This is a genomic window from Bacteroides sp. AM07-18 (assembly GCF_003602695.1).
GTDB lineage: Bacteria > Bacteroidota > Bacteroidia > Bacteroidales > Bacteroidaceae > Bacteroides > Bacteroides uniformis.
Genome location: NZ_QTLM01000015.1, coordinates 49,954 through 63,990, shown reverse-complemented (window position 1 = coordinate 63,990; position 14,037 = coordinate 49,954). Strand labels below are relative to the sequence as shown.

The 14,037-nt window shown below is 46.3% G+C and carries 12 protein-coding genes; 11 read left to right on the top strand and 1 reads right to left on the bottom strand.

Annotated elements, in window-relative coordinates:
* Window positions 1–7 precede the first annotated feature (7 nt).
* The 6 genes from asnS (at window position 8) to tsf (ending at window position 5,368) form a co-directional block, all read left to right on the top strand.
* The gene (gene asnS / locus DW096_RS15615) at window positions 8–1,411 is read left to right on the top strand and encodes an asparagine--tRNA ligase (protein WP_005829597.1); all 1,404 of its coding nucleotides are present in this window, start codon (window positions 8–10) and stop codon (window positions 1,409–1,411) included.
* A 151-nt stretch (window positions 1,412–1,562) separates the two neighbouring features.
* Entirely contained in the window at window positions 1,563–2,054 is a 492-nt protein-coding gene (locus DW096_RS15610) for a DUF4488 domain-containing protein (RefSeq protein ID WP_005829599.1), read from the top strand.
* 338 nt (window positions 2,055–2,392) lie between these two features.
* Window positions 2,393–2,854, top strand: coding sequence for a 50S ribosomal protein L13 (gene rplM, locus DW096_RS15605; RefSeq protein WP_005829602.1), 462 nt, complete (start codon window positions 2,393–2,395; stop codon window positions 2,852–2,854).
* Between the two features lie 6 nt (window positions 2,855–2,860).
* Window positions 2,861–3,247, top strand: a complete 387-nt coding sequence (gene rpsI / locus DW096_RS15600; protein WP_005829603.1) for a 30S ribosomal protein S9 — start codon at window positions 2,861–2,863, stop codon at window positions 3,245–3,247.
* 172 nt (window positions 3,248–3,419) lie between these two features.
* Window positions 3,420–4,253 (top strand): 30S ribosomal protein S2, encoded by an 834-nt coding sequence (gene rpsB, locus DW096_RS15595; RefSeq protein WP_005829604.1) that lies wholly within the window; start codon window positions 3,420–3,422, stop codon window positions 4,251–4,253.
* A gap of 122 nt (window positions 4,254–4,375) precedes the next feature.
* Entirely contained in the window at window positions 4,376–5,368 is a 993-nt protein-coding gene (gene tsf / locus DW096_RS15590) for a translation elongation factor Ts (protein WP_005829605.1), read from the top strand.
* Between the two features lie 112 nt (window positions 5,369–5,480).
* Here tsf and DW096_RS15585 read toward each other — a convergent pair whose 3' ends face one another.
* Window positions 5,481–5,828 carry a translation initiation factor gene (locus DW096_RS15585; protein WP_057281546.1) on the bottom strand — a complete coding sequence of 116 codons (348 nt, stop codon included), beginning with the start codon at window positions 5,826–5,828 and terminating at the stop codon, window positions 5,481–5,483.
* A 150-nt stretch (window positions 5,829–5,978) separates the two neighbouring features.
* Here DW096_RS15585 and DW096_RS15580 point away from each other — a divergent pair, with 150 nt between their 5' ends.
* From DW096_RS15580 to DW096_RS15560, 5 genes are all read left to right on the top strand, one after another.
* The gene (locus DW096_RS15580) at window positions 5,979–6,635 is read left to right on the top strand and encodes a redox-sensing transcriptional repressor Rex (RefSeq protein WP_057281547.1); all 657 of its coding nucleotides are present in this window, start codon (window positions 5,979–5,981) and stop codon (window positions 6,633–6,635) included.
* Window positions 6,635–7,252 (top strand): fumarylacetoacetate hydrolase family protein, encoded by a 618-nt coding sequence (locus DW096_RS15575; RefSeq protein WP_057281548.1) that lies wholly within the window; start codon window positions 6,635–6,637, stop codon window positions 7,250–7,252. The genes DW096_RS15580 and DW096_RS15575 overlap by 1 nt, the downstream gene beginning before the upstream one ends.
* A 184-nt stretch (window positions 7,253–7,436) precedes the next feature.
* Window positions 7,437–9,056 (top strand): DUF6377 domain-containing protein, encoded by a 1,620-nt coding sequence (locus tag DW096_RS15570; protein WP_022401794.1) that lies wholly within the window; start codon window positions 7,437–7,439, stop codon window positions 9,054–9,056.
* A gap of 302 nt (window positions 9,057–9,358) precedes the next feature.
* On the top strand, window positions 9,359–12,307 hold the full coding sequence (locus DW096_RS15565) for a TonB-dependent receptor (RefSeq protein WP_016274427.1): 2,949 nt from the start codon (window positions 9,359–9,361) through the stop codon (window positions 12,305–12,307).
* Window positions 12,308–12,330: 23 nt separating this feature from the next.
* Entirely contained in the window at window positions 12,331–14,025 is a 1,695-nt protein-coding gene (locus DW096_RS15560; protein ID WP_057281716.1) for a RagB/SusD family nutrient uptake outer membrane protein, read from the top strand.
* The last annotated feature ends 12 nt before the right edge of the window (window positions 14,026–14,037 follow it).

Genomic DNA, 14,037 nt, shown 5'->3' with positions numbered 1-14,037 from the left:
CTGTTTTATGGAAAAGATTAGTAGAACAAAGATTGTTGACCTGCTGAAGCGTGAAGATTTTGGCGCTATGGTCAACGTGAAGGGCTGGGTTCGTACCCGCAGAGGTAGTAAGCAAGTAAACTTTATCGCGCTGAATGACGGTTCTACAATAAATAATGTGCAGATTGTAGTAGACTTGGGTAACTTCGATGAGGAGATGCTGAAAGAGATTACTACCGGTGCTTGTTTGAGCGTAAACGGTGTGCTGACGGAATCTGTCGGTTCCGGTCAGAAGGCCGAAGTGCAGGCCCGCGAAATCGAAGTGCTGGGAACTTGCGATAACACGTATCCGTTGCAGAAGAAAGGTCATTCCATGGAGTTCCTCCGTGAGATAGCCCATCTGCGTCCCCGTACCAATACGTTCGGGGCTGTGTTCCGTATTCGTCATAATATGGCGATTGCCATCCACAAGTTCTTCCATGACAGAGGATTCTTCTATTTTCATACTCCGATTATCACGGCTTCCGACTGCGAAGGCGCAGGCCAGATGTTCCAGGTGACTACGAAGAACCTTTACGACTTGAAGAAAGATGAGAACGGTTCCATTATTTACGATGATGACTTCTTCGGAAAGCAGGCCAGCCTGACTGTTTCCGGACAGTTGGAAGGCGAACTTGCCGCTACTGCATTGGGAGCCATCTATACATTCGGTCCTACGTTCCGTGCCGAGAATTCCAATACTCCCCGCCACTTGGCAGAGTTCTGGATGATTGAGCCGGAAGTGGCGTTCAATGATATTACGGACAATATGGACCTGGCGGAAGATTTCATCAAATATTGTGTACAGTGGGCTTTGGACAACTGTGCCGACGATGTGAAGTTCCTCAATGACATGTTTGATAAGGGCTTGATTGAACGTCTGCAAGGTGTCTTGAAAGAAAGCTTCGTGCGCCTGCCTTATACGGAAGGTATCAAGATATTGGAAGAGGCTGTTGCCAAAGGGCATAAGTTTGAATTCCCGGTGTACTGGGGAGTTGACTTGGCTTCCGAACACGAGCGCTATCTGGTGGAAGACCACTTCAAGCGTCCGGTTATCCTGACTGACTATCCGAAGGAAATCAAAGCGTTCTATATGAAGCAGAACGAAGACGGCAAGACCGTGCGTGCCATGGATGTACTCTTCCCGAAGATTGGAGAAATCATTGGCGGTTCCGAACGTGAATCGGATTACAACAAGCTGATGACGCGCATTGACGAACTTCACATCCCGATGAAGGATATGTGGTGGTATCTCGATACCCGTAAGTTCGGTACATGTCCCCACTCCGGGTTCGGTTTAGGCTTTGAGCGCTTGCTGCTGTTCGTTACGGGCATGACGAATATTCGTGATGTCATACCGTTCCCGCGTACGCCGCGCAACGCCGAGTTCTAGGTTTCGGAATATACAAACTGGATAAAATCATCCGCACAAACATTCTGTTGTTTGTGCGGTTTTTTTATACCCAAAAATGTTATAATCTCAAAATAAATCTTTATATTTGTGTCTAGCGGAACGACATAACGTTAACCAACATCATACGAATATGAAACGGAACTATTTCTTTACCATGCTGGCAGCGGTGCTGCTTGCGGTAGCGGGAGCCAATGCGCAGGAGAGCGCAGAGTTTAGGCCTGCGGAACTGGCAGGAATTTGGCAGTTATGTCATTATGTGTCCGAAATCCCGGATGTTCCCGGGATATTGAAACCGAGTAATACCTTTAAAGTGCTGAGTGATGACGGCCGCATTGTCAACTTTACAATGATTCCTGGCAAGGATGCCATCATCACGGGGTATGGGACTTATCAGCAGCTGACGGATAATTCCTATAAGGAAAGTATTGAGAAAAACATCCATCTGCCCATGTTGGACCACAAAGACAATATATTGGAGTTTGAAATAGGGGACGACGGGGTAATGTACCTGAAGTATTTTATAGCTAAGGACTTGAATGGGAATGAACTGAATACATGGTTCCATGAAACATGGAAGCGGGTGGGCATGCCCGCGAAATTCCCCGAGGACCTTGTCCGTTGATATTTCTTTCTCTTTCCCGTTTCTTTCTCAATGCAGCTTTGAAGGCCGTCTATGACGGCATTGGCCGATGAAGGCCGCATCATAAAGAGTTGTTCTAGCGGAGATTCTTTCGTTTCTCCGCAGGATAACTTTGTCTGTTGTATATCAGCCAAGTGGCTCTCTAAAAAAAAGTGGAAAACTTTTGCCAGTTCTAAGAAAAACCGTACCTTTGCAAGCCGATTATTATCTCAAAAGGATAAGCATTTAATTCATAGCGAGTTAATCTTCCATTGTCCGGGATGACTGGCTTGCGGTGAAGAAAAACATTTTAGTAGTAACATTTTAAAAAACAATTAAGAGTGGATACTTTAAGTTACAAGACCATTTCTGCAAACAAAGCTACAGTGACTAAAGAATGGGTCATTGTTGACGCTACAGACCAGGTATTGGGTCGTCTGGGCGCAAAAGTTGCGAAACTGTTGAGAGGAAAGTATAAACCTAACTTTACCCCTCACGTAGATTGTGGCGATAATGTGATCATTATCAACGCCGACAAAGTAAAATTAACCGGTAACAAGTGGAATGACAAGGTATATCTGTCATATACAGGTTATCCCGGCGGCCAGAGAGAAATCACTCCTGCCCGTTTGCAGGCAAAACCGAACGGTGATGACAAGTTACTGAGAAAAGTAGTAAAGGGTATGTTGCCTAAGAACAAGTTGGGCGCAAAATTGCTGGGCAATATGTATGTATATGCCGGCAGCGAGCACAAACACGATGCTCAGAACCCGAAAATGATTGATATTAACGTACTTAAATAAGAGATAATGGAAGTAGTAAATGCATTAGGCAGACGTAAAAGTGCAATTGCACGTATTTTCGTAAGCGAAGGTACTGGAAAGATTACTATTAATAAGAGAGACCTCGCAGAGTACTTTCCATCAAGCATTCTTCAGTATGTAGTTAAACAGCCGTTGAATAAGCTGGGTGTTGCTGAAAAGTACGACATCAAAGTTAATCTCTGCGGTGGCGGTTTCACCGGCCAGTCTCAGGCTTTGCGTTTGGCAATTGCCCGCGCACTGGTGAAAATCAATGCTGAGGACAAGGCTGCTCTCCGTTCTGAAGGTTTCATGACTCGTGATCCTCGTTCTGTTGAACGTAAGAAACCGGGACAACCGAAAGCACGTCGTAGATTCCAGTTCAGTAAACGTTAAGAGTTGGAGAACGGTTGGGGCGGACAAGTTGCTTAATTCTCGACTTTCACCTCTCAACTCTCAACTGAAAAAGCGTTTAGTATCTAAACTACCGGGACTCTTCAGATTCAGACTACCCGGCGGTTGGTTTAGAAGAAACAAAAAAGAAAGTAAACGATTAATTTAAAAGAAAATGTCTAGAACAAATTTTGATACATTATTAGAAGCCGGTTGCCACTTCGGTCACTTGAAAAGAAAGTGGAACCCTGCAATGGCTCCTTACATCTTCATGGAGCGCAATGGTATTCACATCATTGACCTCAACAAGACGGTTGCTAAAATTGACGAAGCTGCTGAAGCTTTGAAGCAAATCGCTAAATCAGGAAAGAAAGTCCTGTTTGTTGCTACTAAAAAACAAGCTAAGCAGGTGGTTGCCGATAAGGCTGCATCTGTAAATATGCCTTATGTAATCGAGCGTTGGCCGGGTGGTATGTTGACTAACTTCCCGACTATCCGTAAGGCTGTCAAGAAGATGGCTACCATCGACAAGTTGACAAGCGACGGTACCTATTCAAACCTCTCCAAGAGAGAAATTCTTCAGATTTCACGTCAACGTGCAAAGTTGGACAAGACTTTGGGCTCTATCGCTGACCTGACTCGTCTGCCGTCTGCTCTGTTCGTTATCGACGTAATGAAGGAAAACATCGCAGTTCGTGAAGCTAACCGTCTGGGGATTCCCGTATTCGGTATCGTTGATACAAACTCCGATCCTACGAATATCGATTTCGTAATCCCGGCAAATGATGACGCTACTAAGTCAGTAGAAGTTATTCTTGATGCTTGCTGCGCTGCTATGCAGGAAGGTCTGGAAGAACGTAAGGCCGAAAAGGTAGACATGGAAGCTGCCGGTGAAGCTCCTGCCAACAAAGGTAAGAAGAAAGCTACAAAAGCAAGACTCGACAAGTCCGACGAGGAAGCAATCAATGCCGCTAAGGCTGCTGCTTTCATGAAGGAAGAAGAGGCTTAATCATACTGTTGAGAGTTGAGAATTGAAAGTTGAGAGTTACTTTACGGCAATTCTCAATTCTCTATTCTCAACTCTCAATTACTTTATAAGGATATTATTAACAATTAAAATAAAAAGATATTATGGCTGTAAGTATGGCTGATATAACCAAGCTCCGCAAGATGACCGGTGCTGGTATGATGGATTGCAAAAATGCTTTGACTGAAGCTGAAGGCGATTTCGACAAGGCAATGGAAATTATCCGTAAGAAGGGACAAGCTGTTGCAGCTAAGCGTTCAGATCGCGAGGCTTCTGAAGGCTGTGTGCTGGCTAAGACTACGGGTGACTTTGCCGTTATCATCGCTCTGAAGTGCGAAACTGACTTCGTGGCTCAGAATGCTGATTTCGTGAAATTGACTCAGGACATTCTGGACCTTGCCGTGGCTAACAAGTGCAAGACTCTGGACGAAGTAAAAGCTCTGCCGATGGGCAACGGTACTGTACAGGATGCTGTAACAGACCGTAGCGGTATCACTGGCGAGAAGATGGAGTTGGATGGTTACATGACTGTAGAAGGTGCAAGCACTGTGGTTTATAACCACATGAACAGAAATGGCCTCTGCACTATTGTTGCTTTCAACAAGGCTGTTGAAGAAGGACTGGCTAAGCAGATTGCCATGCAGATTGCTGCCATGAACCCGATTGCAGTAGACGAAGATGGCGTATCTGAAGAAATCAAGCAGAAGGAAATAGATGTTGCTATCGAGAAGACAAAAGCTGAACAGGTACAGAAGGCTGTTGAGGCCGCTTTGAAGAAGGCTGGTATCAACCCGGCTCACGTGGACAGCGAAGACCACATGGAAAGCAACATGGCCAAAGGCTGGATTACTGCTGAAGACGTGGCAAAGGCAAAGGAAATCATTGCTACTGTTTCTGCCGAGAAAGCTGCACATCTGCCTGAACAAATGATTCAGAATATTGCTAAGGGCCGTCTTGGCAAGTTCTTGAAAGAAGTTTGCTTGCTGAACCAGGAAGACATCATGGACGGCAAGAAGACAGTTAGAGAAGTCTTGAAAGAAGCTGATCCTGAATTGAAGGTTGTTGACTTCAAACGTTTTACTTTGCGCGCTGAATAATTCCGCTTAGAAACGATTCTATAAAAAGAAGTGGCCGTATATGGAGGTGAATTCCTAAACGGTCACTTTTTTTATGTCTCTACAATTGCAGTGAGACGGATGATGGTTTAGTTTATCCCACGGGCTTAGTTTGCGTGTATCCTTCGGCTTTCAGCAGGTCGATGACACGCTGTTTGAAGTCGCCCTGCACAATGATTTCTCCATCTTTGGCACTTCCACCCACTCCGCATTTGCTTTTCAGCAATTTGCCCAGTTCTTTTAGGTCATTGTCGGTGCCCACGAAACCGGTGACAAGAGTGACGACTTTGCCACCCCGGTTCTTGCGGTCCAGCTGTACACGCAGGCGTTGTTGTGCAGGGGGGAGGGTAGCTTGCTCCTCATCGTCATTCATCTCATAGTTGTAGTCCGGGTTGGTGGAATAGACTATATTCAACCGTTCTTTCCAATCATTATTCTTCATACTTCTTTCTTTTAGACTTCCCAAAAGTACGATATTATGTGGAATTATGCAATTAGAAATTATGTTAAGCTTTTGTTGCATCCGTATTATTGATTAGAAAAAAAGCACTACTTTTGTCAATCGCAATATTGAGAACTTAAATAAGAAACTATGAGCAGTCCGTTACAGAAAAAAGAAACCATGAAGGTGCCAGAGCCTACCTTGCGCCGACTTCCGTGGTACCTTTCTAATGTAAAGTTGCTGAAACAACAGGGTGAACGATTCGTATCATCTACTCAGATTTCCAAGGAAATCAATATTGATGCTTCACAAATTGCCAAAGACCTTTCGTATGTCAACATCTCCGGACGTACGCGTGTGGGCTATGAGGTGGACACACTAATAGCTGTACTGGAGGATTTCTTGGGATTTACCAATATACACAAAGCCTTTCTGTTCGGTGTTGGAAGCTTGGGAGGTGCCTTGTTGCGCGACTCGGGCCTAAGCCATTTCGGTTTGGAGATAGTGGCTGCTTTTGATGTGAAGCCTGAATTGGTGGGTACGACATTGAGCGGCATCCCCATCTATCATTCGGACGAGTTCAAGCAGAAGATGCAGGAGTACGATGTCAATATAGGCGTGCTGACGGTGCCTATCGAAATAGCCCAGCAGATAACGGATTCCATGGTAGAGGGCGGTATCAAGGCCGTATGGAATTTCACCCCGTTCCGTATCCGTGTTCCCGAAAACATTGTCGTGCAGAACACTTCCCTTTATGCCCATCTGGCCGTGATGTTTAACAGACTGAACTTTAATGAGATCAAGTAATGAAGATTATTGCTGTAGGAATGAACTATGCTCTGCACAACAAGGAGCTGGGACATACACATGAGAATAAGGAACCGGTTATTTTTTTGAAACCCGATTCGGCTATACTGAAAGATGGCAAACCTTTCTTTATCCCCGACTTTTCCAACGAAGTGCATTATGAGACGGAAGTGGTGGTGCGCATCTGCCGTTTGGGCAAGAATATTGCTCCCCGCTTTGCCCATCGCTATTACGATGCGGTGACGGTGGGCATCGACTTCACGGCACGCGACTTGCAACGTAAGTTCCGTGAGGCGGGTAATCCGTGGGAGCTTTGCAAAGGGTTCGACAATTCGGCAGCTATCGGCACCTTTGTCCCTTTGGAACAAGTGGGCGGCAATGTACAGAATTTGGACTTCCATTTGACGATTGATGATAAGGAGGTGCAACGCAGTCATACATCGGATATGCTTTTTCAGGTAGATGAAATCATTGCTTATGTCAGCCGCTTCATGACCTTGAAAATCGGTGACTTGCTGTTCACGGGTACCCCTGTGGGAGTAGGTCCCGTCAGCATCGGACAGCACTTGCAGGGCTATCTTGGGGAAGAGAAAGTACTTGACTTCAATATCCGCTGAGCAGCATTCGGGATTTTTGTCCGTAAACCTCTATGTTAGCTTACTAAACTTCTGCTTTATAAAGCTAAAGTATCCCTTTACTAATTTCGTCCAAACATCTTTTGTCCAAAGAACTTTGTAATCAACGGGTAAATGTTTACTTTTGTGATGTAATCTTGAACTATAGACAGAGAAACCGTACTGCATGAAACGTTTGTTTGCCATCCTTTTCGCTTTGTTTTGCACTATGCCTTTATTCTGCCAAGATAGAGAGGTGGATTCATTGCTTCGGGTGCTTGATGCATCTGTGCAGGGGCGTGAACGATATACACTGGAACGTCAGTCTCAAATCAATGCCTTGCAGTGCCAGCTGAAGGCTACCCGTTCCGATGCGGAATTACTGGAAATCTACCAGGAGTTGTTCGGCAAATACAGCGCCTACCGCATGGACTCTGCCTTGTGGGCAGCAAATCGTTGCGTGGAAGTAGCCCAGCGTATGCCCGTAGCATCGCATCTCTACTCTGCTCGTATGCGTGTGGCAGAGGTGATGATTGGTACAGGAATGTATAAGGAAGGACTGGAAATTTTGGAAGACATTCCCCAGGAGGAACTGGGTGCGATAGATATGTTCTACTACTATAATCTTTATCATAAAGTGTACACGCTGATGGCATCCTATGCTTTTTCAGAAGAATTGCAGGCGTCATACTCCCGGCTGGCATATCAGTACAAAGACTCCATTCTGCGTGTGAAGCGTCCCGATTCGCAAGGCTATCAACTGACTTTGGGCGACAAACTACTGTATGAGGGTAAGTATGACGAAGCCATAGGTGTTTTGGAGGGTTGCTATGATATCCATAGCCAGAAGGACTTCAGCCTTGCCATTCCTTCTGTTGCATTGGCAAGCGTTTATGGTGCCAAAGGAGACCACAAGCAGGAAAAGAAATATCTTACCATCTCGGCAATAGCCGACGTGCAAAGCGGAACAAAGGAATACATTTCGCTTTGGAAACTTGCCAACCTGCTCTATGGCGAGGGCGACATAGAACGTGCGTATACCTATATGGAATGCTCCATGCAAGATGCTACCTTCTGTAATGCTCGCTACCGTACGATGGAGATTTCGGGGATGTTGCCCGTCATCAACTCCACCTACGAGGCCAAGTTGCATGAGGAAAAAGAACAGCTGGTCACCTTATTTATATGGATATCCATCCTGGCGGCAGTATTGCTGGTGGCCTTGGTCTATATTTATCATCAGATGAAGCGCCTTTCCCTTGCCAGAAAGACCATGGATGACATGAACAAGGAATTGAAGCACATCAACGGTGACTTGCAGGAACTGAATGCTCGGTTGCAGGAGTCGAACCGTGTGAAGGAGGAGTACATCGGCTACGTCTTCAACATGTGTTCCGTCTATATAGACAAGCAGGAAGAATTCCGCAAGATGCTGGCAAGGAAAGTGAAGGCCGGGCAGCTGGACGACCTGGTGAAAACCATCCACTCCACCACCTTTGTCACCGGCGAGTTGAAAGAATTCTTCCATACGTTCGACAGCGTCTTCCTGAAACTCTATCCTAAGTTTGTGAACGACTTTAATAACCTTTTGCAGGAGAACGAGCGCATCTATCCTAAAGAGGGCGAACTGCTGACTCCGGAACTCCGTGTGTTTGCCTTGATTCGGTTGGGAATTTCAGATAGCGGAAAGATTGCCACCTTCCTGCATTACTCTTCGCAGACCGTATATAATTACCGCTTGAAAGTGCGGAGCAAATCCTTTCTTTCTAAAGAAGATTTCCTGAATATGGTGCAGAAAATAGGGTAAAACTCCTCCTATGCCCTTTATGTGAATCTACTTTCTTACTTTCTGCTGATTTTCACAATATGCTGTTTTTTAATGTTTTATAGATAAAGCTAATCTGCTTGCGTCTACTTTAAGCTTCTACTCGCCTTTTTCGCGGGACAGTTAATCATATACCTTTGCAACATCGACAAAAGATTAAAGTTAACTGTAGTTTTTTGATAAGTATTAGTTAAGAAGATTGGGTATAAGGATTACATGGAACCGGGCGTGCTTGGTTCCTTTTCTTGGCAAACATTATTTTTATTAACTATATATTGTATTATATGAAAAGCATGATTAAAATCGCAAAGAGTATTCTCCCGTTGCTGGGATTGCTCTTGTCTTTGTCACTTTCGGCACAAGATATTGCAGTGAAAGGACATGTGAAAGACCACACAGGTGAACCACTGATTGGGGCTAACATCTTGATAAAGGGTACCTCTGTGGGAACTATCTCTGATGTGGACGGTAACTTTACTTTGAAAGCTGCCGTCAATGATATTCTCTCCATTACATGTATCGGTTTTAAGGGCCAGGAACTGACGGTTACCGGCAGCAATACACCGCTCGTCATCACTTTGCAGGAAGACACGGAGATGCTGGACGAAGTCGTTGTAATCGGTTACGGTCAAGTGAAGAAAGGAGATGTCACTGGTTCTCTGCTAACTGTGAAGCCGGACGAGCTGAACAAAGGAAAGCAATTGACTGCCGAAGACGCTCTGGTGGGTAAGGTTGCCGGTGTGAACATTGTACCGGGCAGCGGTGCTCCGGGCAGCGGCGGTACCATCCGTATCCGTATGGGAGCTTCTTTGTCAGCAGACAACGACCCACTGATAGTTATCGACGGTGTGCCTGTCAGCAACGCCTCCATCAGCTCTATCAACCCGAATGACATTGCTTCGTTTACGGTATTGAAAGATGCTTCGGCAACAGCCATCTACGGTTCGCGTGCCTCCAACGGTGTCATCATTATCACTACGAAGAAAGGAAACACCGACGGTGTTTCACGTCCCTCTTTCAGCTACAGTGCCAACGTGACGGTGGGCAATGTGTATAAGAAACTGGATGTACTTTCCGCTTCCGAATATCGCGAAGCCTTTGCCAAGTATGCCAATGCTCCGGAGGCTTTCAAGCTGGGTGATGTCAATACCGACTGGCAGGATGAAATCTACCGCGTGGCAATGGGTACAGACCACAACCTCTCCATGACTGGTGCTTTGAAGAATATGCCTTACCGCGTGTCCGTGGGCTATACCAACCAGAACGGTACGTTGAAAAACAACAACTACCAGCGCCTCAATGCCAGTATCGGTTTGTCGCCCAAGTTCTTCGACAAGCATCTCTCTGTTGACATCAATATCAAGGGTAGCATCGAGGACGAAAAGCCGGTTTCCACCAGTGTCATCGGAAGTGCCGTAGGTTTCGACCCTACACGCCCTGTATATCAGAACTATGACGGTAATGTAGGTTTGGGGTACTATATGTGGATGGGTGTAAGTAATACCCCCATCACGCTAGCTGCCTCAAACCCCGTCTCCGACTTGGAACTTGCCGACAAGCAGAACAAGACCAAACGCTCCATCGGTAATATTGCCCTCGATTATAAAATACACGGTTTTGAAGACTTTCGACTGAACCTGAACATGGGGTATGATTTCCTGACGGAAGACAAACACGATAACATGCCTGACTTGGCCCCCGCCATGTACACCGGCAACGAACAGGATGGTACCGGAAAGCGTTATACATATCATAACGACAAACGCAATACACTACTCGACTTCTACGCCAACTATGCCAAAGACTTCAACGACCATAACCTCAATGCCATGGCTGGTTACGGCTGGCAACGTTTCTGGTACAAGAACCATGATACCACTACCGACACCAAGGGTGAGGATCTTACCTCTCCCAAGCACGAGGAAGCTGAACTCTACCTGCTCTCCTTCTACGGTCGATTGAACTACTCTTGGAAACAGCGTTATATGCTGACTGCTACGTTACGTGCCGATGCTTCTTCTCGCTTCTCGCCCGAGACCCGTTGGGGCTACTTCCCTTCCGTAGCCGCTGCATGGCGTGTGAACGATGAGGCTTTCTTGGCAGACAACAAAGTAGTGTCCGACCTAAAACTCCGTTTGAGCTACGGTCAGACCGGCCAGCAGTCCATCGGTTCCTACTACCAGCATTTGTCCACCTATACTGCATCTTACGATGAGTCCAGATACTTGTTCGGTAACAAGTGGTACACCACCTACCGCCCCAACGGCTACGATCCCAACATTAAATGGGAGACTACGGAAACTTACAACATCGGTATCGACTACGGTTTCTTGAACAACCGCATCTCGGGTACGATTGACTACTACTGGCGTAACACGAAAGACCTGCTGAACGACATTTTTGTACCTGCCGGCAGTAACTTCACCAACCGTATCGAAACCAACATCGGTGATATGGAAAGCAAAGGTCTTGAAATCGGTGTGAACTTGGTTCCCATCCAGACCAAAGATTGGGAATGGAACATCAGCGGTAACTTCACTTGGAATGCCTCAAAGATTACCAAGCTGAACACCATCGACAACGAGAGCAACTACGTAAAGACAGGTAACGCCGGAGGTACAGGCCGCTATCTGCAAGTACACATGGTAGGAGAGACTCCGAATACCTACTATCTACTGAAGCAAGCTTATGACGAAAACGGACAGCCGCTGGACGGTAAATACATTGCCAAAGACGGCTCCATCACTTCTAGCGAAGAAGACTCTAACAAGTACGTCACTGGTAAGAGTTCCAAGGCCCCTTACTATTGCGGTCTGTCCACCCGTCTGTCCTACAAGAATTGGGATTTGGGCATCAACGGACACGGTAGCTTCGGTTTCTATGTCTATAACTATGTGGCTGCTTCCAACTCCTTGGATGCACTCTATGGCAGCAACGGCGTTTCCAGCAACATCCTGCGTTCTACGCTCGAAAACAAGTTTACGCAAGACCGCCAGTTCACCGACCATTTCCTGGAGAGAGGCAACTTCTTCCGTATAGACAATATCACCATCGGTCATACGTTCAATAAACTGTGGAACGACGGGACATCGCTCCGTCTCTCCTTCGCCGTACAGAATGTATGCACTTTGAGCGGATACTCCGGTCTTGATCCGGAGCTTTATGACGGAATCGATAAAAACATCTATCAGCGTCCGCGTACGTTCATGCTGGGAGTTAACCTTAATTTTTAATGACTAAAAACAGATACATGATTATGAAAACTAGATATTTCAAATTAGTAACAGTATGTTTGCTGGCTGTGTCACTTTTTGCTTCTTGCCTGGGCGACCTGGATACATTGCCGCTGGATGATAACGAACTGACCGGTGAGATGGTGTACTCTACTCCCGAGGGCTATATCGGCATGATTGCCAAGTGTTATGCTGCCCTGATACAGACAGGGCAGAAGGGTGGTGACGGAGGAGACGGCGATGTGTCGGGCATCGATGAAGGATATTCTGGTTATACTCGTGCCTTGTTCTACTTGCAGGAAGCTTGTACGGATGAAATCGTATTCCAGTCCGGTGGCAGCAAGGGTGTACGTGCCATGCTTTACTTGAATTGGGATGCTTCTACTGAGATTGTGGGTTATCCTTATTACCGTCTTTTCATGACCATTAACTATTGCAACGAGTTCCTACGTGAATGTACAGAGAGCAAATTGCAGGAGAGAGGTGTGTATGAAGCCTTGAAAGACGAGTATCAATACTATTGTGCCGAAGCCCGCTTCATCCGTGCTTATAGTTACAGTATGCTCTGCGACCTTTACGGTTCTACACCCTTCGTGGACGAAACGATGGAAGTAGGTGACATGCCCGAGCAAGCCACTCGCGAGGAAATCTACAACTTTGTGGTGTCCGAACTGGAAGAATTGACCACCCTGCTGAAAGAACCCAAAAAGAACGAATATGCCCGTGTGGACCGTGTAGCAGCCTGGTTCTTGCTGTCACGTGTTTACTTGAATGCCGAAACTTGGGTAGGAAAGAATGAATACACAAACGCATACAAATATGCCAAAAAGGTAATTACGGAAGGTAATTATCCGCTGGCTTCCGATTATCGCCACATCTTCTTGGCAGACAATGAAACTTGTTCCGAAATCATCTGGCCGCTGGTGCAGGATGCAGACTATGCGCAAGGCAGCTCAGGTACTAACTTCCTGATTAAGGCGTTGATGAATGGAGATATGGGCAACTATATCCGGATAGGTGTGAACGGCACCTGGGGCAATGCCCGCGTAAAGACACAGCTGGTGGATATGTTCGAAGAAGAAGACCAGACTTTTGTGGCAGACGACATCTGGGGGAACGGCAAGAAAGACAAGCGTGCCCAATTCTTCTCTATTGGCCACACCAAAGAAACTTGGGTAGAAGGCAAGGAGTTCCAGAGCGATTTCAATAACGGCTACGCCTGCATCAAGTGGAGAAACGTGCGCAAAGACGGCAGTGAACTGGAACCAGGCGGCACGAAGTACTCCTCTGTCGATTATCCGATGTTCCGTACGGCAGATGCCTACTTGATGGCGGCTGAGGCTATTCTGCGTGGCGCCGAAGGTGGTTCGCGTACCGAAGCGTTGGAGTATGTGAATGAAATCAGAGACCGTGCTTACATGTCCGGCAAATATGGTAATGGCGTATCGGGACGCATCAGCGACAGTCGGTTGAATCTTGATTTCCTTTTGGATGAACGTGCCCGCGAGTTGCACATGGAGTTGGTTCGCCGTACAGACCTGATTCGTTTTGGTAAGTTCACCAAGGGATATAACTGGGACTGGAAAGGTAGTGACAATGGCGTGGCAGGTTCTTACATAGGTAAGGATGTGGACGACAAATACAACCTCTTCCCCATTCCGCAGGACGAGTTTACCACCAATCCTAATTTGACACAAAATCCTGATTTCTTGAACTGAAAAGCTTTATTA